This is a genomic window from Mycobacterium sp. E2699, assembly GCF_001666745.1.
Classification (GTDB): Bacteria; Actinomycetota; Actinomycetes; order Mycobacteriales; family Mycobacteriaceae; genus Mycobacterium.
Window position 1 is genome coordinate 1 of sequence record NZ_LZJH01000062.1, and the last position, 20,877, is coordinate 20,877.

At 68.9% G+C, this 20,877-nt stretch carries 19 protein-coding genes; 7 read left to right on the top strand and 12 right to left on the bottom strand.

Annotation, left to right across the window (positions count from 1 at the left end):
- Window positions 1-289: 289 nt before the first annotated feature.
- Together A5696_RS09545 and A5696_RS09550 are read right to left on the bottom strand one after the other, a co-directional pair.
- Window positions 290-1,696 (bottom strand): cystathionine beta-synthase, encoded by a 1,407-nt coding sequence (locus A5696_RS09545; RefSeq protein ID WP_067876952.1) that lies wholly within the window; start codon window positions 1,694-1,696, stop codon window positions 290-292.
- A gap of 97 nt (window positions 1,697-1,793) precedes the next feature.
- On the bottom strand, window positions 1,794-2,861 hold the full coding sequence (locus A5696_RS09550; RefSeq protein ID WP_067876953.1) for an alpha/beta hydrolase: 1,068 nt from the start codon (window positions 2,859-2,861) through the stop codon (window positions 1,794-1,796).
- A gap of 245 nt (window positions 2,862-3,106) precedes the next feature.
- Between A5696_RS09550 and A5696_RS09555 the strand changes: the two genes are divergently transcribed.
- Both A5696_RS09555 and A5696_RS09560 read left to right on the top strand, forming a co-directional pair.
- Window positions 3,107-4,072 carry an SGNH/GDSL hydrolase family protein gene (locus A5696_RS09555; RefSeq protein WP_156738319.1) on the top strand — a complete coding sequence of 322 codons (966 nt, stop codon included), beginning with the start codon at window positions 3,107-3,109 and terminating at the stop codon, window positions 4,070-4,072.
- Window positions 4,073-4,143: 71 nt separating this feature from the next.
- The gene (locus tag A5696_RS09560; protein WP_067876957.1) at window positions 4,144-5,361 is read left to right on the top strand and encodes an acetyl-CoA C-acetyltransferase; all 1,218 of its coding nucleotides are present in this window, start codon (window positions 4,144-4,146) and stop codon (window positions 5,359-5,361) included.
- 144 nt (window positions 5,362-5,505) lie between these two features.
- Here A5696_RS09560 and A5696_RS09565 read toward each other — a convergent pair whose 3' ends face one another.
- Window positions 5,506-6,342, bottom strand: a complete 837-nt coding sequence (locus A5696_RS09565) for a Bax inhibitor-1/YccA family protein (RefSeq protein WP_067876959.1) — start codon at window positions 6,340-6,342, stop codon at window positions 5,506-5,508.
- Between the two features lie 255 nt (window positions 6,343-6,597).
- On the opposite strand from A5696_RS09565, the gene A5696_RS09570 reads away from it, so the two are divergent.
- Genes A5696_RS09570 through A5696_RS09580 form a run of 3 tightly spaced genes read left to right on the top strand, consistent with a single transcriptional unit; the run spans window position 6,598 to window position 10,201 of the window.
- A complete protein-coding gene (locus tag A5696_RS09570) occupies window positions 6,598-7,644 on the top strand; it encodes an enoyl-CoA hydratase/isomerase family protein (protein WP_067876962.1) in 1,047 nt (348 codons plus the stop codon).
- Between the two features lie 13 nt (window positions 7,645-7,657).
- The gene (locus A5696_RS09575; RefSeq protein ID WP_067876964.1) at window positions 7,658-8,437 is read left to right on the top strand and encodes an enoyl-CoA hydratase; all 780 of its coding nucleotides are present in this window, start codon (window positions 7,658-7,660) and stop codon (window positions 8,435-8,437) included.
- 9 nt (window positions 8,438-8,446) lie between these two features.
- Window positions 8,447-10,201, top strand: coding sequence for an alpha/beta-hydrolase family protein (locus tag A5696_RS09580; protein ID WP_067876967.1), 1,755 nt, complete (start codon window positions 8,447-8,449; stop codon window positions 10,199-10,201).
- Here A5696_RS09580 and A5696_RS09585 read toward each other — a convergent pair whose 3' ends face one another.
- Together A5696_RS09585 and A5696_RS09590 are read right to left on the bottom strand one after the other, a co-directional pair.
- The gene (locus A5696_RS09585) at window positions 10,202-10,639 is read right to left on the bottom strand and encodes a rhodanese-like domain-containing protein (protein WP_067876970.1); all 438 of its coding nucleotides are present in this window, start codon (window positions 10,637-10,639) and stop codon (window positions 10,202-10,204) included.
- Window positions 10,639-11,205, bottom strand: a complete 567-nt coding sequence (locus A5696_RS09590) for a cysteine dioxygenase family protein (RefSeq protein ID WP_068279883.1) — start codon at window positions 11,203-11,205, stop codon at window positions 10,639-10,641. The genes A5696_RS09585 and A5696_RS09590 overlap by 1 nt, the downstream gene beginning before the upstream one ends.
- Before the next feature lie 111 nt (window positions 11,206-11,316).
- Here A5696_RS09590 and A5696_RS09595 point away from each other — a divergent pair, with 111 nt between their 5' ends.
- Entirely contained in the window at window positions 11,317-11,760 is a 444-nt protein-coding gene (locus A5696_RS09595) for a lipoprotein LpqV (RefSeq protein ID WP_067876974.1), read from the top strand.
- A gap of 87 nt (window positions 11,761-11,847) precedes the next feature.
- On the top strand, window positions 11,848-12,873 hold the full coding sequence (locus A5696_RS09600; RefSeq protein WP_156738317.1) for a patatin-like phospholipase family protein: 1,026 nt from the start codon (window positions 11,848-11,850) through the stop codon (window positions 12,871-12,873).
- Window positions 12,874-12,883: 10 nt separating this feature from the next.
- On the opposite strand, the gene A5696_RS09605 is transcribed toward A5696_RS09600, so the two are convergent.
- The 7 genes from A5696_RS09605 to A5696_RS09635 all read right to left on the bottom strand — a co-directional run bounded on the left by A5696_RS09605 (window position 12,884) and on the right by A5696_RS09635 (window position 20,860).
- Complete coding sequence (locus A5696_RS09605; protein ID WP_067876985.1) at window positions 12,884-13,753, bottom strand: patatin-like phospholipase family protein; 870 nt, start codon at window positions 13,751-13,753, stop codon at window positions 12,884-12,886.
- Window positions 13,750-14,619, bottom strand: a complete 870-nt coding sequence (locus tag A5696_RS09610; RefSeq protein ID WP_067876993.1) for a class II glutamine amidotransferase — start codon at window positions 14,617-14,619, stop codon at window positions 13,750-13,752. Before A5696_RS09610 ends, A5696_RS09605 begins: the two co-directional genes overlap by 4 nt.
- 100 nt (window positions 14,620-14,719) lie before the next feature.
- Entirely contained in the window at window positions 14,720-15,775 is a 1,056-nt protein-coding gene (locus A5696_RS09615) for a dihydrodipicolinate reductase (RefSeq protein WP_067876995.1), read from the bottom strand.
- 41 nt (window positions 15,776-15,816) lie between these two features.
- Window positions 15,817-17,445, bottom strand: a complete 1,629-nt coding sequence (locus A5696_RS09620; RefSeq protein WP_067876998.1) for a long-chain fatty acid--CoA ligase — start codon at window positions 17,443-17,445, stop codon at window positions 15,817-15,819.
- Window positions 17,446-17,582: 137 nt separating this feature from the next.
- Complete coding sequence (locus tag A5696_RS09625) at window positions 17,583-18,683, bottom strand: YncE family protein (protein WP_067877001.1); 1,101 nt, start codon at window positions 18,681-18,683, stop codon at window positions 17,583-17,585.
- 407 nt (window positions 18,684-19,090) lie between these two features.
- Entirely contained in the window at window positions 19,091-19,429 is a 339-nt protein-coding gene (locus A5696_RS09630) for a P-II family nitrogen regulator (RefSeq protein WP_067877006.1), read from the bottom strand.
- 15 nt (window positions 19,430-19,444) lie between these two features.
- Window positions 19,445-20,860, bottom strand: a complete 1,416-nt coding sequence (locus tag A5696_RS09635; protein WP_067877009.1) for an ammonium transporter — start codon at window positions 20,858-20,860, stop codon at window positions 19,445-19,447.
- Window positions 20,861-20,877 lie beyond the last annotated feature (17 nt).

A 20,877-nucleotide genomic window follows, 5' to 3' on the forward strand; every position in this document is an offset into this window, starting at 1 on the left:
CCCGCCGACACGCAGGAGATGGCGTGCTCGTTGCTGCGGCCGCAGCGACGGCGACGCGCACGCCGTCGCTGGCCCCCCCCCCCCTCGCGGCTACCGGTTGAGGGCGCCCGGGGGGGGGTGGCGGGCCGCCGGGCCCGGGGGGTGGCTGGTAAGACTCGCCGGACGACGGTTGATCGGTCATGGGCAACCCTCCACTGAGTTAGCTGAACCAGGCCGCATTACAGTACCTGAGGGCCGCGCCCGCGAAGAGGTTTAAGGCGAGATTTGCACGCCCGCGACCCGCGCCCGGCTAACGCCGACCCGACGCTGCCCGCGGCCCCTCCGACAGGAAGCCCAACAGGTCGTACCGGGTGATGACCCCGACCGGTTTCCCCTCCTCCACCACCATCAGCGCGTCCCAGTCGCGCAACGCCTTGCCGGCCGCGCCGACCAACTCGCCGGCGCCGATCATCGGCAACGGCGGGCTCATGTGCTGCGAGACGGCGTCGGCCAGCTTCGCCCGTCCCTCGAAGACGGCCGACAGCAGCTCGCGCTCGGACACGCTGCCGGCCACCTCGCCGGCCATCACCGGCGGCTCGGCGCCGACCACCGGCATCTGCGACACGCCGTACTCGCGCAGGATGCCGATGGCGTCGCGCACCGTCTCGGACGGATGAGTGTGCACCAGGTCGGGCAGTGCACCCGATTTGCGGCGCAGCACGTCGCCGACGGTGAACTCCTCGGTCGACCCGTCGAGTCGGCTGCGCAGGAACCCGTACGACGACATCCACGCGTCGTTGAAGATCTTGGACAGGTAGCCGCGCCCGCCGTCAGGCAACAGGACCACCACCAGTGCGTCGGGTCCGGCTTCCTCCGCGACCCTGAGCGCTGCAACCACGGCCATCCCGCATGACCCGCCGACGAGCATCGCCTCCTCGCGGGCCAGCCGCCGCGTCATGTTGAACGAGTCGGAGTCCGAGACCGCGATGATCTGATCGGGCACGGTGCGGTCGTAGGCCTTCGGCCAGAAGTCTTCGCCGACGCCCTCGACCAGGTAAGGCCGACCGGTGCCGCCGGAGTACACCGAGCCTTCGGGGTCGGCGCCGATGATGCGCACCCGGCCGCCGGACACCTCCTTGAGATAGCGGCCGGCTCCGGTGATCGTGCCGCCGGTGCCGATGCCGGCCACGAAATGGGTCACCTTGCCGTCGGTGTCGGCCCAGATCTCCGGCCCGGTGGTGGCGTAGTGGCTGGCCGGACCCTCCGGGTTGGCGTACTGGTCGGGCTTCCAGGCGCCGTCGATCTCGGTGACGAGCCGGTCGGAGACGCTGTAGTAGCTGTCCGGGTGGTCGGGCGGCACCGCCGTCGGGCACACCACGACCTCCGCGCCGTAGGCGAGCAGCACGTTGCGCTTGTCCTCGCTGACCTTGTCGGGGCAGACGAACACGCACTTGTAGCCGCGGTGCTGGGCGACCAGCGCCAGGCCGACGCCGGTGTTGCCCGAGGTCGGTTCGACGATGGTGCCGCCCGGCTTGAGCTGCCCGCTGGCCTCGGCGGCGTCGATCATCTTCACCGCGATCCGGTCCTTCGAGCTGCCCCCGGGGTTGAGGTATTCGACCTTGGCCGCCACGGTGCCGGCGCCGTCGGGGACGACGGAGTTCAGCCGAACCAGCGGCGTTCCACCGATGAGGTCACTGATGTGCTGCGCGATCCGCATGCGTTCATCGTGTCAGGCGGATTCGGGCGGCGCACACTCGCTGGGTCCGATGGCGCGACTCCTTACTCGCGCCGTGCCGGCACTCGCCGTCGTCGCGCTAGCCGGTGGCTTCGCGGATGTATTCGCCAATCTGGCGCAGCGACCGGATCGCCTCGGGAACCAGCGGCGCGGCCAGCTGGAAGTCGTGCACCTGGCCGGGCCAGACCCGCACCTCGGCAGGCACGCCGACCGCCGCCAGCCGGGTGGCCGCCAACTGCGCGTCGTGCAGCAGCACCTCGGACCCGGAAACGTGGATCAGCGTCCGGGGCAGGCCCGGCTTGATGTGCTCCAGCGGCTCGTAGATCTCTTCGGGTTTGCCGTCGACGATGTTCTTCCGGGCGGCGCTAGCAACCAACTCGACGAGCGCGTCGAACGCGTTGGCAGGAAACATCGCGTCGCGATTGATGTTGGGGTGGGCCTGCTTGCATTCCTTTGCTAGCTGCAGCAGTGGCGAGATCGCCACCAGCGCCGCGGGCTCCTCGCCCTCTTCCTGCAGACGCTGCGCCAGGGCCAGCGCGAGGTACCCGCCCGCGGAGTCACCGGCCAGCACGATCTGGTCCGGCGGGTAGCCGCGCTCGCGCAACCACCGGTAGGCGTCGTGGCAGTCGTTGAGCGCCATGCCCACCGAATGCTTGGGCAACAGCCGGTAGTTCACCACCAGTACGGGCGAGTCAGCAAACTCCGACAGGGCCTCCACAAGGCGGCCGTGGGAGTTTGCTCCACAGGTCAAAAACGCGCCGCCGTGCAGGTACACCACGACCCGGCGGGTGCCGTCGGCGGGCAGCACCCCGGGCGCGCGCACGAGCTGCGCCGAAGCATTGGGCAAGTTCACGGTCTCGCGGACGGTCGCGGACACCGGGAGCAGGACGCGGGCCGCGACGTCGATCAGCCCCCACGGCCAGGGCCAGTTGGGGGCGTGGCTGCCGACGGCCAGAACGGGTCGGATGGTCAGGCGGGAGGCGAGGTTAGCCACCCGCGCAGCAACGCTGGGCCCGGACTCGAGTACCTCGACCGGCGCGCCGTCGCTGATGGCAAATCTGCGTGCCTCAACTCTACGTCGCTTCAGGACCTCGTGTGGCCGAACGGCATTCCGGGGCGAACCGGATACCTTGCTGGGTGCGGTCATGCTCAACACTTCCTACGCCGTTGTAGTGCGATACAGCATGTGACGAGGCAGCTAACCGTCTGGTTCAGCACGGCTCCCCAGGGCGTTCAGCCAACCCCTAAAAAGTAGCTTGACAGGCGTTACCGGGTAGAACGTTTGAAGAATCTGATTCGATACCACATTTGATTCACAACGTGACCGCATTGTTCATAAGCCGCCCGCGCAAACCCCGGAGCGGATCTAAACTTGATTTCGTGACCATCCGGGTGCCGCGCCGTTCGACGATCGCCCTGGCCACAGCCGGTGCGCTCGCCTCGACGGGTACAGCCTATCTGGGCGCACGCAACCTGCTCGTCGGCCAGGCGGCGCACACGCGCACCGTCATCCCCAAGGCCTGGGACATCCCGCCGCGGGCGGACGGCGTGTACAGCACCGGTGGCGGGCCCGTGCAGCGCTGGCAGCGCGGCATGCCCGTCGACGTCCACCTGATGATCTTCGGCGACTCCACGGCCACCGGGTACGGCTGCACCAGCCCCGAGGAAGTGCCCGGGGTGCTGATCGCCCGCGGACTCGCCGAACGGACCGGCAAGCCCGTGCGGCTGAGCACCAAGGCCATCGTCGGCGCGACGTCCAAGGGTGTCGCCGGTCAGGTCGACGCGATGTTCGTGGCCGGGCCGCCGCCGGACGTGGCCGTGATGATGCTGGGGGCCAACGACGTCACGGCGCTCAACGGCATCAGCCAGTCGGCGCAGCGGCTGGCGCTGACCGTCCGCAAGTTGCGCTCCCGCGGCGCGGTTGTCATCGTGGGCACCTGCCCGGACCTGGGCGTCGTCAGCGCCATCCCCCAACCGCTTCGCTCGCTGGCTCACGCGCGCACATCGCAGCTCGCCCGCGCCCAGACGGCGGCCGTCCGCGGCGCCGGCGGCGTGCCGGTGCCGATGGCGCAGCTGCTCGCGAGCCAATTCCGGACCCAGCGCGAGCTGATGTTCTCCGCCGACGGGTTCCACCCCTCCCCAACCGCTTACGCGCTGGCCGCCGAGGCGCTGCTGCTCGCGGTGTGCGACGCCCTGGGCGTCGAAGCGGAGGACTTGACGCCCGACGTCCTGGCCCCGGGCGCCGCGCCGGTGCTCGGCGCGGCCCACACCCGGCTGAGCGTGATGTCGCGGCTGTGGCGGCGGCCGGTATCGGGCTCGGCCGCCCCGTCTGCGTCGGAGCCGGTGGCCACCGACTAGATTTGGTCTGGCCCGTCGGGTGAACGCACACCCGCACATGGAGCGATCCGCAGCCGCCGGAAGGAACAGCCATGCCCGAAGCCGTCATCGTCTCAGCCGTCCGCTCGCCGATCGGCAGGGCCATGAAGGGGTCGCTGGTCAGCATGCGACCCGATGACCTTGCCACCCAGATGGTTCGGGCCGCGCTCGACAAGGTCCCCGCACTGAACCCCCACCAGATCGACGACCTGATCCTGGGTTGTGGCCTGCCGGGCGGCGAGTCGGGCTTCAACATGGCCCGCGTCGTCGCCGTCGAACTCGGCTATGACTTCCTGCCCGGCACCACCGTCAACCGGTACTGCTCGTCGTCACTGCAGACCACGCGGATGGCGTTCCACGCGATCAAGGCGGGCGAGGGCGACGCCTTCATCTCCGCGGGCGTCGAGACCGTCTCGCGGTTCGGCAAGGGCAACTCCGACTCGTGGCCCGACACCAAGAACCCGCTGTTCGACGAGGCTCAGGAGCGTTCGGCGGCGGCCGCCGCGGGCGCCGACGAGTGGCACGATCCCCGCGCGGACGGGAACCTGCCCGACGTGTACATCGCGATGGGCCAGACCGCCGAGAACGTCGCCATCATGACCGGCATCAGCCGCGAGGACCAGGACCGCTGGGGGGTGCGCAGTCAGAACCGGGCCGAGGAGGCGATCAAGAGCGGGTTCTTCGAGCGCGAGATCACCCCGGTGACCCTGCCCGACGGCACCACCGTCAGCACCGACGACGGCCCCCGCGCCGGCACCACCTACGAGAAGGTCGCCGAGCTCAAGCCGGTGTTCCGGCCCAACGGCACCGTCACCGCGGGCAACGCCTGCCCCCTCAACGACGGCGCGGCCGCGCTGGTGATCACCAGCGACACCAAGGCCAAAGAGCTCGGCCTGACGCCGCTGGCCCGCATCGTGTCCACCGGAGTCAGCGGCCTCTCGCCGGAAATCATGGGGCTGGGCCCGATCGAGGCGTCCAAGAAGGCGCTGGCCCGGGCCGGCATGTCGATCGGCGACATCGACCTGTACGAGATCAACGAGGCGTTCGCGGTCCAGGTGCTGGGCTCCTCGCGCGAGCTCGGCATGGACGAGGACAAGCTGAACGTGTCGGGCGGGGCGATCGCGCTGGGGCACCCCTTCGGCATGACCGGCGCGCGCATCGCCACCACGCTGCTCAACAACCTGCAGACGCACGACAAGACCCTTGGCCTGGAGACCATGTGCGTCGGCGGCGGCCAGGGCATGGCGATGGTGATCGAGCGGCTGAGCTGACCGCGGCCGAGATCACCGCGAGCAGTCGCAAAAGCCCCGCGACACGCCGTCGGGGAGGGGCTTTTGTGTCTGCTCGGCGCCCAAGCGGCGCGACGCACGAAAAAGGGCCGGCACCGCGGTGCCGGCCCTTTTCGTCGAAGCGAGCTAGTCGTTCTGTAGGTAGCTGAGCAGACGCAGGATCTCGAGGTACAGCCAGACCAGCGTCACGGTCAGGCCCAGCGCGATGCCCCAGGCCGCCTTCTCCGGCGCCCCCGCCCGCACCATCTGGTCGGCCGCGTCGAAGTCGATCAGGAAGCTGAACGCGGCGATGGCGATGCACACCAGCGAGAAGATGATCGCGACCGTTCCGCCGCTGCGCAGGCCCAGGCCGGTGCCGCCGTTGACGTGGAACATCGCCAGCACGAAGTTGCCGAGCATCAGGGCCAGCACACCGAACAGGGCGGCGACCACCATGCGAGTGAACTTGGGCGTGACGCGGATGGCGCCGGTCTTGTAGACGACGAGCATCCCGAAGAACACGCCGAAGGTGCCCAGCACAGCCTCGCCGATCAGCGCGCCCGCATTGGCGCTCGAGACCTGGAAGTTGGCGAAGACGAAGGATATCGCGCCGAGGAACAGGCCCTCGAGCACGGCATAGCTGAGCACGATCGCGGGGCTGTCCTGCTTGCGGCCGAAGGTCGCGATGAGCACCAGACCCAGGCCGCCGAGCGCGCCGATGAGGGTCAGCGGCATCGCCAGCGCGAGGTTGGAGGCCACCAGGAAGTAGGACACGACGGCCGCGGCGGTCAGCACGGCCAGCGTCATGCCGGTCTTGGTGACCACGTCGTCGATGGTCAGCGGACGGGAAGCTTTGGTCTCCTGATAGGGAGCCATGTAGGGGTCGGTCTGGTAGTAGCCTGGGGCCGCTCCAGTGCCGAATTGCGCGTATCCGCCCCGCTGCTTGGGCAGCGAGCGAAATACCGGGTTACTTGTCTCCCGCACCGTCGGATCCTCTCTATGGGACTGTGGGTTCGAGCTGTGCGAACAACTGCTCAACGACCAGCGGGCCGTCCGGGTTCCCGGCGGACCTGCTGTTTTCTGAGGGTTTCCAGGCTTTTGTCGGCTCTTTCCGGCCTCGTAACGAACTCTGCGGTGGTTGTCGTCCGGTCAAACATAAACCTTACCCGCGGGCATTGCTCGAGTCGTGACGATCTAGATTGCTGGTCGAGACCGGGCGGCGACTGGGAGGCTGGCGCATTGAGTGAGGAAGCTGAGGAATCCGATGATGTCCTGACCCGCGTCGAAAGCGGTGTCGGGCTGGTCACGCTCAACCGCCCCAAGGCCATCAACTCGCTGAACCGGAACATGGTGGACGCGTTGACCGCCGTGCTCACCCGCTGGGAAGCCGACGACGCGGTGCGCGCGGTGGTGCTGGCGGGCGCCGGGGAGCGCGGCCTGTGTGCGGGCGGCGACTTGGTGCCGCTCTACCACAGCATGCGCACGGACGGGGCCGAGGCGCGCCGATTCTGGCGGGACGAGTATCTGCTCAACGGGCAGATCGGCAGGTTCGCCAAGCCGTACGTGGCGCTGATGGATGGCATCGTGATGGGCGGCGGCGTCGGCGTCAGCGCACACGGGAGCGTGCGGGTGGTGACCGAAACCTCGAAGGTCGCCATGCCCGAGGTCGGCATCGGCTTCATCCCCGACGTCGGCCAGATGTACTTGCTGTCGCGGGCGCCCGGCGCCCTGGGTATGCACTCCGCGCTGACCGGGACGCCGTTCACCGGCGCCGATGCCATCGCGCTGGGTTTCGCCGACCACTACGTGCCGCACAGCGAACTCGACGCGTTCACCCGGGCGACCGTCGCCGACGGTGTCGAAAGCGCGCTGTCCCGGTACGCGATTGAGCCTCCGCCGAGTGAGCTTGTCGCACAACGGGAGTGGATCGACGAGTGCTATGCGAGGGATAGCGTGGTGGATATCATCGCCGCGCTTCGGGGGCATGACGCGGGACCGGCCAATGACGCCGCTAACGTGATCGCGACCCGCTCCCCCATCGCGGTGTCGGTGGCTTTCGAGGGCCTGCGCCGCGCGGCCAAGATGGAAACGCTGGAAGAAGTTCTGACCCAGGACTATCGGATGTCGTCGGCGGCGTCGCGTGCGCACGACTTCGTGGAGGGCATCCGCGCGCAGATCATCGACAAAGATCGCAATCCGAAGTGGTCGCCGGCCACGCTGGCTGAAATCACCGAGGCCGACGTCGAGGCGTATTTCGCGCCGGTCGACGACGACCTGAGTTTCTAGAAAGGCGGTTGGGGTGACCGATAATTACGAGACCATCATCGTCGAGCGAGACCAGCGGGTCGGGATTATCACGCTGAACCGGCCGCAGGCGCTCAACGCGCTCAACAGCCAGGTGATGCGCGAAGTCACCGGCGCGGCAACCGAACTGGACAACGATCCGGACATCGGGGCGATCATCATCACCGGTTCGGCCAAGGCGTTCGCGGCGGGCGCCGACATCAAGGAGATGGCGGCCCTGACGTTCGCCGACGCGTTCGACGCCGACTTCTTCGCCGCCTGGGGCAAACTCGCCGCCGTCCGCACGCCCACGATCGCCGCGGTGGCGGGTCACGCGCTGGGCGGCGGCTGCGAGCTCGCGATGATGTGCGACCTGCTGATCGCGGCCGACACCGCGAAGTTCGGCCAGCCGGAGATCAAACTCGGTGTGCTGCCCGGGATGGGCGGTTCGCAGCGGCTCACCCGCGCCATCGGCAAGGCCAAGGCCATGGACCTCATCCTGACCGGGCGCACCATCGACGCCGCGGAAGCCGAACGCAGCGGCCTGGTTTCGCGGGTCGTGCCGGCCGACGACCTGCTCACCGAGGCCAAGGCCGTCGCCACCACGATCTCGCAGATGTCGCGGTCGGCTTCGCGCATGGCCAAGGAAGCCGTCAACCGCGCCTTCGAGTCCACCCTGTCCGAAGGGCTGCTCTACGAACGCAGGCTGTTCCATTCGACGTTCGCGACCGAGGACCAGTCAGAGGGCATGGCGGCATTCATCGAGAAGCGGCCACCCAACTTCACCCACCGATAGGACGCTTCAATGAGCGAGCCGAGTCCCGCGACGACCGCCCCCGAGGACGAAGCCGGCCGCGAAGCCAAGCCGGCAGCCACACCGGAAACCGGCCGGCCTCGAGGATCACGCTCACGCGAGAAGCCTTGGTGGGTACGCCATTACACCTTCATGGGCACCACGGTCGGCGTGGTCTTCATCTGGTTCTCGATGACGCCGTCGCTGCTGCCGCGCGGCGCGCTGTTCCAGGGACTGGTCAGCGGCATCTCCGGCGCCATCGGCTACGGGTTCGGGGTCTTCGGCGTCTGGCTGGTGCGCTTCATGCGCACCAAGAATTACAGCCCGCCCGCGCCGCGCTGGGCGTGGATGGTGCTGATCCCGGTCGGCGCGGCCGGCATGGTGGTGATGGCAATCCGGTTCCACGTCTGGCAAGACCGCGTGCGCGACCTGATGGGCGTGCAGCACCTGAAGTGGTACGACTACCCGGTGGCCGCCGGCCTGTCGCTGGTCGTGCTGTTCGCCCTGGTCGAAGTCGGCCAGTTCCTCCGCTGGCTGGTCCGATTTCTGGTGGAGCAGCTGGATCGCGTTGCACCGTTTCGCCTTTCGGTGACCATCGTCATCGTCGGGCTGCTGGTGCTGACCATCACCCTGCTCAACGGCGTCGTGCTCAAGTTCGCCATGCGCACCATGAACGACACCTTCGCCTCGGCCAACAACGAGATGAGTCCCGATACCGCGGCGCCCAAAACGCCGCTGCGGTCCGGTGGCCCGCAATCGCTGGTGTCGTGGGAGTCGCTGGGCCATCAAGGCCGCATCTTCGTCGAAGCCGGTCCGACGGTTGCCCAGCTCACCGCCTTCAACGGGACTCCTGCCACCGAGCCGATTCGGGCCTACGCCGGGCTGAACTCCGCCGAAGACATGACGGCGACCGCGGACCTGGCGGCGCGTGAGCTGCAGCGCACCGGCGGACTGCAGCGCGCCGTCGTCGCGGTCGGCACCACCACCGGCACCGGATGGATCAACGAGGCAGAAGCCGACGCGCTCGAGTACATGTACAACGGCAACACCGCGATCGTGAGCATGCAGTACTCGTTCCTGCCGAGCTGGCTGTCGTTCCTGGTGGACAAGGAGAACGCCCGCCACGCCGGCCAGGCGCTGTTCGAGGCGGTCGACCGGCTCATCCGCCAGATGCCCGAGGGACAACGCCCCAAGCTCGTCGTGTTCGGCGAGAGCCTGGGATCGTTCGGCGGCGAGGCGCCGTTCATGAGCCTGAACAACGTGCTCGCGCGCACCGACGGCGCGCTGTTCAGCGGGCCGACGTTCCAAAACACCATCTGGACGGATCTGACCTCCACCCGCGACAGCGGTTCGCCGGAGTGGCTGCCGATCTACAACGACGGCAAGAACGTCCGATTCGTCTCCCGCGCAAGTGATCTGGAGCGTCCGAATGCCGCGTGGGACCATCCGCGGGTGGTGTACCTGCAGCACGCTTCCGACCCGATCGCCTGGTGGTCGCCCGACCTGTTGTTCGCCAAGCCGGACTGGCTGCGCGAGAAGCGGGGCTACGACGTGCTGCCCGAAACCTATTGGATCCCGGTGGTGACGTTCCTTCAGGTAACCGCGGACATGGCGGTGGCCGTCGACGTGCCGGCCGGACATGGTCACCACTATGTCGCCGATGCGGCCGACGGCTGGGCCGCCGTGCTGTCGCCCCCCGGTTGGACCGCCGAAAAGACCGCCAAGCTGAGGCCGCTGCTCCATTCCGACGCCACCTCCACCGGGTAGCTAGAGCCAGCGAACCATGCTGCCCGTGCGCGCCGGCACACCTGGGCCGGCGGACGTTCCGATCAATTCGTCGAGGACACCCGATCCGGCCAGCGCCTGGTAGCCGCCGATGACGTCCGTGGCGCGGTGCAGCCCGATGTCGAGCAGCGCGGCCGCCGCCAGGCTGGACGTGTAGCCCTCCGAGCAGACGATCACCCATTCGACGTCGTCGTCGACGGCCTGCGGCAGTTTGGCTTCGCTGGTCGGGTCGCAGCGCCACTCCAGGACATTGCGTTCGATCACCAGCGCGCCCGGCAGCTCACCTTCGCGGAAGCGCTGGGCCTGCGGCCGGATGTCGACCAGCACCGCCCCGCGCCGCAGCGCTTCAGGCACCTCGGTGGCGCGAAGGCGGCGCAACCGGCGCCGCGCCGATCTCAGGACAACGTCGATGCGGCTCATCACGATCCCTCCGGTTGGTCGGTCAGTTCGGTGCGCGCACGGCGCAGCCTGTTGCGGTCGGTGACCTCGTAGTACGACATGGCGGTCAGCGGCGGCGAGTAGGCGTGCACGCTCAGGGTCGGCTGCACGGCCGCGGGCGCCGTTTTCGTCGCCGGCTGCGGAACGGGCCTGGGTGCCCACACCACGTCGTGCACCCAGCCCAGCGGGAACCCGGCCTGATCACCGGCGTCCAACCGGCGCCGCCGCAAAACGCGCCCGTCCCAACGGAATTCGTTGAGCGACCCGGAAACCACGGTCAGCGCGCCCAGCGACCCGCCGTGGTCGTGCAACTCGGTGGCGTGGCCGGGAACCCAGCTGATCAGCCACACGTCTAGTTCGTCGTCGCCGTCGATGCGGGTGAACCAGCGTTTTGACCCCGGCACCCCGCCCTTGGGCAGCAGGTGGTCGAAGCGCCCACTGAGCAGGTGGTCGGCGGCCTGGTCGGTGGCGTGCAGGAGGTCGGGCACCCGCAGGCGGGTGGGCCCCGACGCGGGCTTTGCGGGCAGGGAGGCAACGGAAACTGACATCGAGGAGCTCCAGGGTCAACGGGTCGGCAAGCGGCGGCGTGTTACGGCCGACAACACTCGCAAAATCCGAAGCGCTCCATCACGGCCGCCAGTGTTGCATAGATTGAGACGGTGCACTGTTGCGGCGATCGCCCCGGGCGGCGGCGCGCGGTTGTCGCCGTCGCGCTCATCCTGGCGGTCGCGGGCTGCTCGCACGGCGCACCCGGCGGCACGGCGACATCCGCGTCGGCGCGCCCCTCGGACATCCCGCGCGGCCCCGCCTCGGCGCCGCCGGGCGCCATCGGGCTCACCCCGGGCGGGGTGACGACCAGGGTCGACGTCCCCGCGGATTCGACCGAGGAGGAGTATTTCCAGGCCTGTCACGCGGCCAAAGTCTGGATGGAGGCCCAGCCCAGGACCGGTGGGTCGCTGTTCGAGCCGTACCTGGCGATGGTCCAGGCTTCGCCATCGGGCACGGAGGGCACCTGGAGCGCCCGATGGTCGGACCTGACGCTCGCCCGGCAGGCCGCCGTGATCACCGCCGCACGGGCGGCGGCCAATGACGAATGCGGTTAGCGCGGGCCGCGCGCGCAATTGTGATCATGCATACAAAAAGTGCCCGCCCGGCGGTTGGCGGGGCCCCCGGCCGCGCAGAATGAACACATGCCGCGTCGCTCATCACCCACCCGGGTGGCGCTGGCGCTGGGCAGCGGCGGGGCCCGCGGCTACGCCCACATCGGCGTGATCGAGGCGCTGCGGGCGCGCGGCTACGAGATCGTCGGGATCGCCGGCTCCTCGATGGGCGCGATGGTCGGCGGGCTGCATGCGGCCGGGCGCCTCGACGAGTTCGCCGACTGGGCGAAGTCCCTCACCCAACGGACCATCCTGCGGCTGCTGGATCCGTCCATCAGCGCGGCGGGCGTGCTGCGGGCCGGGAAGATCCTGGACGCGGTGCGCGACATCCTCGGCCCGGTGTCCATCGAGGAACTGCCCATCCCCTACACGGCGGTCGCCACCGACCTGCTGGCGGGCAAGTCGGTGTGGTTTCAGCGCGGGCCCCTCGACGAGGCGATCCGCGCGTCCATCGCGATCCCGGGGGTGATCGCCCCACACGCGTTCGACGGACGCCTCCTGGCCGACGGCGGCATCCTCGACCCGCTGCCCATGGCGCCGATCGCCGCGGTGAACGCCGACCTGACCATCGCGGTCAGCCTCAGCGGCAGCGAGGCCGGCGGCGTGGCCGACCACCGCGACGCGGAACCGGGGGCCACCGTCGAGTGGTTGAGCCGCATGGTGCGCAGCACGTCGGCGCTGCTGGACACCGCGGCGGCGCGGTCCCTGCTGGACCGGCGGACCGCGCGAGCCGTGCTCGGCAGGTTCGGGTCCGACGACACGGAAGCCGACGGTATCGGTCCCGACGACGTCGCCGAGCTTCCGGCGGTTCCCAAAGTGGGCGGTTTCGAGGTGATGAACCGCACCATCGACATCGCCCAATCCGCGCTGGCGCGCCACACGCTGGCGGCCTACCCGCCCGACCTGCTGATCGAGGTGCCGCGTTCGACGTGCCGGGCCCTGGAGTTCCACCGGGCGGTGGAAGTGATCGCCGCGGGCCGGGCGCTGGCCGACGCCGCCCTGGACGCGCTGCAAACCGAGCCGGAGCAGGCCGAGCGGCCCGCGCTCGAGGGCTGACCCGCGGGACTCAGGCGCCCAAAAACCGCGCCACGGCGTGCGCTTCGCGGCGGCCCTGTTCGCGCCCGGCCACGGCCGAATCGATGCGGCAGCGCGGATCCAGTGGATTGGGGCCGAAGGCCGTCAGCGAGTCGGCGTCGGCGAACACCGCGAACGCCGGGCCGGCGAACGCCGCGATCTCGGCGGCCGGCCCCGCACCGAACGCCGCCGGCGCGTCGGCGCCGGACGGCACCAGCACCACCGCCGCGTCGCAGTCGCTCGCCACCGCAAGGTTGACCGAGCTGGCCACCCCGCCGTCCATGTAGCGCCGGGCCCCTATCGTCACCGGCGGCCACGCGCCGGGCACCGCGCAGCTGGCCGCCACCGCGTCGACGAGCCCGACGCCGGAGTTCCGGTCGAACACCACCAGTTCGCCGGTGGCGACGTCGATCGCGGTGACCCGCAGCGCCCGATGCGGCCAGTCGTGTGACGGCAGGCGCTGGGCGATCACCCCGCGCCGGACGGCCTCGGGCACCGTTTTGGTGGCCACCGCCACGGCCCCGATCCGCCGCATCTGCTGCCGGGTCTTGTCCTGCGCCTCGTCGAACGGTTCGGCCAGGACGGTCAAAAAGATTTCGGTGATGTCGTCGACGTCGACACCGGAATCGATCTCGCCCGACGACTCCGCGACTTGCCGGTCGTACAGGACCTGCAGCGGGCAGCCGCTGCCGATCTGCGCGGCGACGGCCGCGCCGGCCGACGTGCCCACCAGCACATCGGAATCCAGCAGCGCCCGCGCCGTCGCCGGCGACTTGTCGGCGATACCACGCAACACCCCTGTCTCCCAAGCGATTCCGGCTATACCGCCGCCGGCGAGCACCAGCGCGCGCCGGCTTGTCACGCCGACGTACCGGTGTGCTGCGCGCGCTGAACCGACTCGCTGAGATCCTCGCGACGGAGCTGATGGGTCGGCGGGTCAGGCAGCACCAACTCTGTGGTGACGCGCAACCCGGCGTCGACATGGACGAGCTCGCCGGGCGCGATCAGGCTCCAGCGTGGGTCCTCGTCCATCCGCTCGGTGGCGAACACCACCGACGACCGGGTACACAGCGGCTCGGACCACGCGCGAATTCGGTTGGTGTGCATATCGAAATCGGGCGCACCATCCAGTCGCCGGTCCAGGACATAGAGCTCATGGGCCTGCGGGTAACGCAGCGCCCACATGTCGGTGGCCGTGCTCAGCAAGACGTTGACCGCGTAGATCGGCACGTTTGCCGCCAGCCAGCGGCCGGCGTCGACCAGGCCGGCCGCCTCGTCGCCGTTGTGGGCGCGGATCGATCCGGTGATCAACGCGAATATCCGCTCGGAGTCGGTCTCGCCCAGGACCAGGTCCTCAGTGCCGAGCTCGCGCAGCCGTTCGTCGATGTCGTCCAGCCCCTCGATCACGCCGTTGTGGGCGAAGATCCGGCCATCCTGCAGAAAGGGGTGGGTGTTGCGCACCTCGCGTGCCCCGGTCGTCGCGTAGCGGACGTGCGCGACGAAGGTGGTGCCGGTCAGCTCGTGTGCCTCGGTGGCGAACTGGGTGTCGTGCCAGGCCGCGATCGGCTCCTTGTGCAGCTGCGGCCGGCCCCCGCGGTCGAACACCCCCAGGCCGGTCCCGTCGGGGTTCCGCCGGCTCTGTTCGGCCAGGCTGTCCGGGGCGTTGAGCAACCAAAAGGTCGCGGTGCAGACATCCGTCCCGGCGTGCAAGCCAAAAAGTCGGCACATGCTTCCGACGGTACCGAAGGCGGTCCGGCGAGGTTTCGCGACACATAACCACTTGCGACGACACGCCGAAAGGCCTCGCAACAGATTATGTCTCGCGGCGTCATCGCCCCAACACGGGAGCGGCCCGACCGGTGATCAACGGTAGGTCGAAGAAACTCTGAATCCCGGCCGGGGCGGCGCAGGTGGCAGGGACCGCGTTGACACAGTGCGCGGCGGTCGCGACTATGCCCGGGTTGCTCCGCAGCCCCGCCTCCACGCTTTCCGGCTGCCATCCCTTGATCGTCACGAAGGTGTCCGGGTTGCCGCGCACCTCGATCTCGTAGCGCTCCCCAGCCGGCCCGAATGACCAAGGCGGGTCGAGGTTTTCGGAACCCATCAGCCAGTTCACGGTGATCCGCACGACCACCGCGTCACCCACCAGCGCCTCCCAGTGGAAGCGGCGCCCGGCCACCTGGCCGGGCTCGATCGTCCCGATCGGCGAGTCGATCGGCGCGGTCGCGACGGCCACCTCCTGCGACGACCGCACGGGCCCGGCGGCAAAGCCCAGCTGGTCGACGCAGAGCCGGACCGACTGGGTGAAGCCGCCGTCGAGCAGCTTTTGCATCGGCCCGGTGAGCGCGCTGTCGGGCGCCCCGCCGAAGCCCATCACGTAGCGCAGCACGTCCGGCGCACCGTAGGTGCGAAGGTCCGAGAACTCCTCGGCGCGAAGGAAAGTCACGCCCGTCGACATCACCGACAACAGCAGGGGAAACAGTTCGGTGGCCGCGCCGGGCCCGATCCCGGCGCCGTGCAGCGTGGCATTGCCGGCCTGCGCGGCGACTTCCAGGTGGGCGCCCTCCTTCTCGCTCGGGTAGAACCACCCGAGCGGGGTCACGACGTTCTTGCCCGAGCGCAGCAGCGCGGCGACTTCCTCGGCGTCGGGCAGCAATGGCGCGTAGATGACCGCGTCGGCGTCCAGCGCGAGCACCTCGTCGACGCGGTTGGTCGCCGTGACACCCAACGGCGGCGTGCCGATGATGTCGCCGACGTCCTTGCCGGCCTTGGCTTCCGAGTGCACCCAGCAGCCGACGAGCTCGAGATCGGGATGGTCCAGCACGCCCTTGACGGCCGCGGTGCCGACCGATCCGGTCGCCCACTGAACGACGCGCAGGCTCATGTACGCACCGCACCTTTCCAGTCGCGCGCCTCACAGGCCGCTCAGTCGCGGGCCTCGACCACCCAATAGCCGTGCTCGGCGTATCGCGCCCGGATCGCCTTCTTGTCGTACTTGCCCACGCTGGTGCGCGGAATCTCGTCGACGAACGTCCATCGCTCGGGCAGCCACCAGCGGGCTACCTTGTCCGCGAGGAACTTTCGCAGGTCTTCGGCGCTCACCGACGAATGCTTGGCCACTATGACGGCCAGCGGCCGCTCCTGCCAACGCTCGTCGGGCACCCCGACGACGGCGGCCTCGAGCACCTGCGGGTGGCCGATGAGGCAGTTTTCCAGCTCGACCGACGAGATCCATTCCCCACCGGACTTGATGACGTCCTTGGCCCGGTCGGTCAGCGTGACGAAGCCCCGCTCGTCGATGCGGCCCACGTCGCCCGTGCGCAGCCAGCCGGAGTCGAACTTCGAGTCGTCGCGTCCCAGGTAGTAGGAGCCGGTGATCCACGGGCCGCGGACCTCCACCTCGCCGACGGCCTCGCCGTTGTTGGGCAGCACCGCGCCGTCGTCGTCGACGATCCGCATCTCCACCCCGCCCACCGGCTGACCCTGCGTCGCGCGGAACGCCCAGTGCTGGTCCTCGGGGGTGCCCGGCGGCGGCCAGGCCATGGTGGCCATCGGCGACGTCTCGGTCATGCCCCACAGCTGCCGGATCTGCACGCCGTGCTTTTCCTCGAAGGTGCGCATCAGCGATACCGGCACGGCCGAGCCGCCGCAAACCACCAGGCGCAGCGACGACATGTCGTGCTCGGGGTCGTCCTCCAGCCGGTGCAGGACGTCGTTCCAGATGGTCGGCACAGCTCCGGCCAACGTGGGCCGCTGGGTTTCGACCATGTCGATCAGCGAGCGGGCGTCGAGATGGCAGTCGGGAAGCACCAGGTCGGCACCCGCCAGCAGCGCCGCATAGGGCAGACCCCACGCGTTCGCATGGAACATCGGTACGATCGGCAGCACGCTGTCGACCGCCCCGACGCCGATGCCGTTGGTGGTGCACGCCGACATGGCGTGCAGAAAGCTCGAACGATGGCTGTAGACAACGCCTTTCGGGTTGCCGGTGGTGCCGCTGGTGTAGCACATCGCGGCCGCGCAGCGCTCGTCGATCTCCGGCCAGTCGAAGTCGGGGGATTCGGCGTCGAGCAGCTCGGCGTAGTCCAGCACGGTCTTACCGGATTCCTCCAGCGCGGCCGTGTCGCCGTCGCCGACCACGATCACCGCCTGTACGGTCTCGAGTTCGCCGAGGACCGGGGCGAGCAGTTTGACCAGCGACGCGTCGACCAGCACGACCCGGTCCTCGGCCTCGTTGGCCACGTAGGCGATCTGCTCGGGGAACAGGCGGATGTTGAGGGTGTGCAGAACGGCGCCCATCGACGGCACCGCGAGGTAGGCCGCCAGGTGTTCGGCGTTGTTCCACATGAACGTCGCGACGCGCTCATCCCCGGTAACGCCGAGGCGGCGCAACGCGTTTGCCAACCGGGCGGCCTGCCGACCCAGTTCGCGGTGGGTGATGCGCCGGTAACCATCGCCGGTGGCGGTGGTGACCGTGCGTGCTCCGTGGACGCCGCAGCCGTGCCGCATGATCGCGGCGATGGTCAACGGGAAGTCCTGCATCGTGCTGTCCATCGAGGTACCGCCTTACTCTCAGCGCGACACCGCCACGTGCGGTCGGGCGAATGCTATCGCCGCGCGCGCCATGAGAAAACGGGTTCCCCCGACAATGTGCGTTTTACGCGTCTTGGCCCGCGATCGGCTCCCAATGGTCAGGCCAGGGCCGGCTCGCAGCGAGGCAGCTCGGGCGCGACCCAATCGGTCGCGGTCTCCCTCTCAGGCACCGATGTCTCGATGCCCAGGACGACGATCGAGGCGACCGGCGCCACGGTGACGGTGCCGGAATAGTCGGCGACGTAGAGGTACTTCGCGTCCGCGCTCTCGACCACACAGGACGGCTGGTTGGCCACCCCGATGGTGCCGACGACGTCGTGCGTGAGGGTGCACAGCACCGTGATGCCGTCGTCGCTGACCACATATGCGCGATCGCCGTCGCCGCTGAGGCTCAAGCCGGTGACGATGCCGCCGATCTCGGAGATCTTGCGCGTACCGGTGACCTTGGCGGTGCGGGTGTCGACGACGTCGAACACCGCTCCCGACTCGGGGGCGCAGCTGACCACGTAGGCGATCGCCCCGTTGGGGCTCAGCGCGACGTCGCGGATGGGCAAACCGATCTCGACAGTGCCGATGGCGCGCGACCGCGCCGGCGTCCGCGTGTCGACGAGGACGAGCTGCCCGCCGGCGGGGCCGTTGGTGGCGACGTACAGGCGGCCGCCGTCAGAGCTGGTCCGCACGCACGCGGTGGTGGTTCCCGGCCGGTTCGCCCACGCGACCTCTTTCACGTCACCGGTCTTGGTGTCCAGGACGGCGACGTCGGCGCCGCCGGCGCCGTTTCGGCCCGCATAGACGTAACGCCCGTCGGGGCTCGCGGCCAGATCGCTCACGCTCAGCGCCAGCGGATGCGTGGCGACGACGGAGTTGGTCGGCACGTCGATGACGGCGATCGAGTCGTACGCCGGCGCCACGCTGCTGACGTAGGCGCGGTTGCTGTCGCGGCCACCCACGGCGAGCGCGAAGGGCTCGCCGAAGCCCGGAACGGTCCGCACGACGCGGCACGTCTCGGTGTCGATGACCGAGACGGTGTCGCGGGCGTGGTTGGCCACCAGGAGGCGGGTGCCGTCGGCGGTGGCGGCGATGCCGGTGATGGGACCGTGGTGCACGCCGATCTCGACGACGATCGGGAACCCGGCCGCCACGCCCAACTCGATGACGTCGCCGTCTCTGGCCTGATGTCGATGGTTCACTCCGAGCATGCTGGCACCGCCTTTGCTGTCTTCGTAGGACCTCCGGCCTCCTCGGCGGGCGCCGAGCGCCCCGGCATGAACCGGATCCCGCCGCCCGCAGGCGGCGCTTTTGCAAAAATTTTACCGAGCGAATTACGGGCAAAAAGAATTCGACATCGACGCTGTCGGACACGTCACACCGAACGCCCGATTTGCGCTTAGAATTCCTTTATTGCCGACGCGCAGAGCCGACAGGTAGCGAATCCTATACCCGCGAAGCAACAGGACATTCCGCAGCTGAGCGAACCGGTCAGACCCGCGGTTCCGGCGGTTCAATAAATAAGAGCCTCTTAGAATCGCGGATAAAAGAGGTAAATGTCACATTTCGCAGATTCTCGGCGCGCCGCGTGCGGAATAATTTTCCGACCGCCGACACCTCAAAGCGCGTCGTGGTCGCGTTCCCCGGTCCGGATGCGGATGACCCTGTCCACCGTCGAGACCCAGACCTTGCCGTCGCCGATTTTCCCGGTACGGGCCGCTGTCGTTATCGCGTCGACGACACGCCCGGCGAACTCCGCATCGACCAGCACCTCGACGCGGACCTTGGGGACGAACTCCACCACGTATTCGGCCCCGCGGTAGACCTCGGTGTGCCCGCGCTGCCGGCCGTAGCCCTGGACCTCTGTGACGGTCAGGCCCAGCACGCCGACGGCCTCCACGGCGTGCTTGACGTCGTCGAGCGTGAAGGGCTGGACGATCGCGGTGACCAGTTTCATGGCGACGTCACGGCCTCAATCGTCGGCCGTCTCGGCCGGTTCGGCGGCCACCGCCGGGGACCGCGTGGCCGCCAACGGCTCGGTCCGCCGGCCCGTGACGAGGGCTTCGTCGGGGTAGGCCTCTTCGTCGTGCACGCCGAGGTCCCCGGTTTCCAGGACCTCCTCGGGCAGCCGCAACTTCATGAAGATGCCGAGGACCTTCAGGATGACGAAGGTGACGAGCGCGTCCCAGACGATGACCGTGCCCGCGGCGCCGGCCTGAATCAGGATCTGCTTGGGATGGTGGCCCCACAGCCACCCGGAGAACGTGACGTCGGATCCCGCACTGCCGCCCAGGTATTCGACGATCTTCGGGTCGGCGAGCACACCGACGAGCAACCCGCCCGACAGGCCGGCCACCCCGTGGGTGTGGAACACGCCCAGGGTGTCGTCGACCTTCGCGAACAGCCTGGTCCTGCCGAGCCAGTTCCAGGACATCCAGACGATGGACGAGGCGACGACGCCGATGATCATCGCGCCGAAGCTGTTGACGAAGCCGGCCGCCGGGGTGATGGCCACCAGGCCGGTGATCATGCCGTTGACGGCACCGAGGAACGTGGGCTTACGCTGCCTGCTCGCGAAGATGTCCCACAAGACCCAGGTGAGCAGCGCGACGGCGGTCGTGAGGTTGGTGTTGAGCACCGCCAGCGATGCGTCGGCGCCGGAAAAGTATGGGTCACCGCCGTTGAACCCGTTCCAGCCCAACCACAGCACGCCGGCGCCGACCGCGGCCAGGGGAAGGTTGTTCGGCACGGCTCTGTCGCGGTCGCGCGCCAGCCTCGGACCGATGACCGCGGCGGCGACGAATCCCGTTGTGCCGGCGGCCAGGTGGATCACGTACCCACCGCTGTAATCCAGGGCACCCGCCTGGGCCCACCAGCCGCCGCCCCACAACAGGAAGGCGTTGACCGAGTAGGCGATCGTCGACCAGAGCGGGACGAAGACGAGCCACGCCTTGAAGCTCATCCGCCCGATCACGCTGCCGAGGAACAGCAGCGGCGTGATGGCGGCGAACACGAACTGGAAGTACGCCAGCGTGGTCTGCGAGAACCGGAATTTCGGCATCGTGCCGTCCAACAGTGGGATGACGGCCTGTTGCTGGTTGTTGCTGGACAGGATGGTGTGGGGGATGCCGACGGCGGCCCTCAGGATCCCGGGTCCGAGCTTGAGCGGGTCGCCGAAACCCATCTTGAAGCCCCAGAGCACCCACACGACCAGCACCAGCGAGAATCCGGTGAAGGCCATCAGCATGGTGTTGACGGCCCACTTCTTCTGCACGATGCCGCCGTACAGCACGGCGATGCCCGGGATACTCATCAGGCCGACGAGGGTCGCGGCCACCAGTTGCCACGCGTTGTCGCCGGGATTCAGCCAATCGGGATAGGGCAACATGGTTCAGACACACCCCA

Bases quoted from the DNA above. Each gene is read 5' to 3' on its own strand.
- A5696_RS09625 (WP_067877001.1), bottom strand. From the start codon at position 18,683: ATGCTCGGAGTGAACCATCGACATCAGGCCAGAGACGGCGACGTCATC.
- A5696_RS09585 (WP_067876970.1), bottom strand. From the start codon at position 10,639: ATGAGCCGCATCGACGTTGTCCTGAGATCGGCGCGGCGCCGGTTGCGC.
- A5696_RS09600 (WP_156738317.1), top strand. From the start codon at position 11,848: ATGCCGCGTCGCTCATCACCCACCCGGGTGGCGCTGGCGCTGGGCAGC.
- A5696_RS09590 (WP_068279883.1), bottom strand. From the start codon at position 11,205: ATGTCAGTTTCCGTTGCCTCCCTGCCCGCAAAGCCCGCGTCGGGGCCC.
- A5696_RS09620 (WP_067876998.1), bottom strand. From the start codon at position 17,445: ATGGACAGCACGATGCAGGACTTCCCGTTGACCATCGCCGCGATCATG.
- A5696_RS09545 (WP_067876952.1), bottom strand. From the start codon at position 1,696: ATGCGGATCGCGCAGCACATCAGTGACCTCATCGGTGGAACGCCGCTG.
- A5696_RS09560 (WP_067876957.1), top strand. From the start codon at position 4,144: ATGCCCGAAGCCGTCATCGTCTCAGCCGTCCGCTCGCCGATCGGCAGG.
- A5696_RS09580 (WP_067876967.1), top strand. From the start codon at position 8,447: ATGAGCGAGCCGAGTCCCGCGACGACCGCCCCCGAGGACGAAGCCGGC.
- A5696_RS09550 (WP_067876953.1), bottom strand. From the start codon at position 2,861: ATGACCGCACCCAGCAAGGTATCCGGTTCGCCCCGGAATGCCGTTCGG.
- A5696_RS09615 (WP_067876995.1), bottom strand. From the start codon at position 15,775: ATGAGCCTGCGCGTCGTTCAGTGGGCGACCGGATCGGTCGGCACCGCG.
- A5696_RS09610 (WP_067876993.1), bottom strand. From the start codon at position 14,619: ATGTGCCGACTTTTTGGCTTGCACGCCGGGACGGATGTCTGCACCGCG.
- A5696_RS09630 (WP_067877006.1), bottom strand. From the start codon at position 19,429: ATGAAACTGGTCACCGCGATCGTCCAGCCCTTCACGCTCGACGACGTC.
- A5696_RS09635 (WP_067877009.1), bottom strand. From the start codon at position 20,860: ATGTTGCCCTATCCCGATTGGCTGAATCCCGGCGACAACGCGTGGCAA.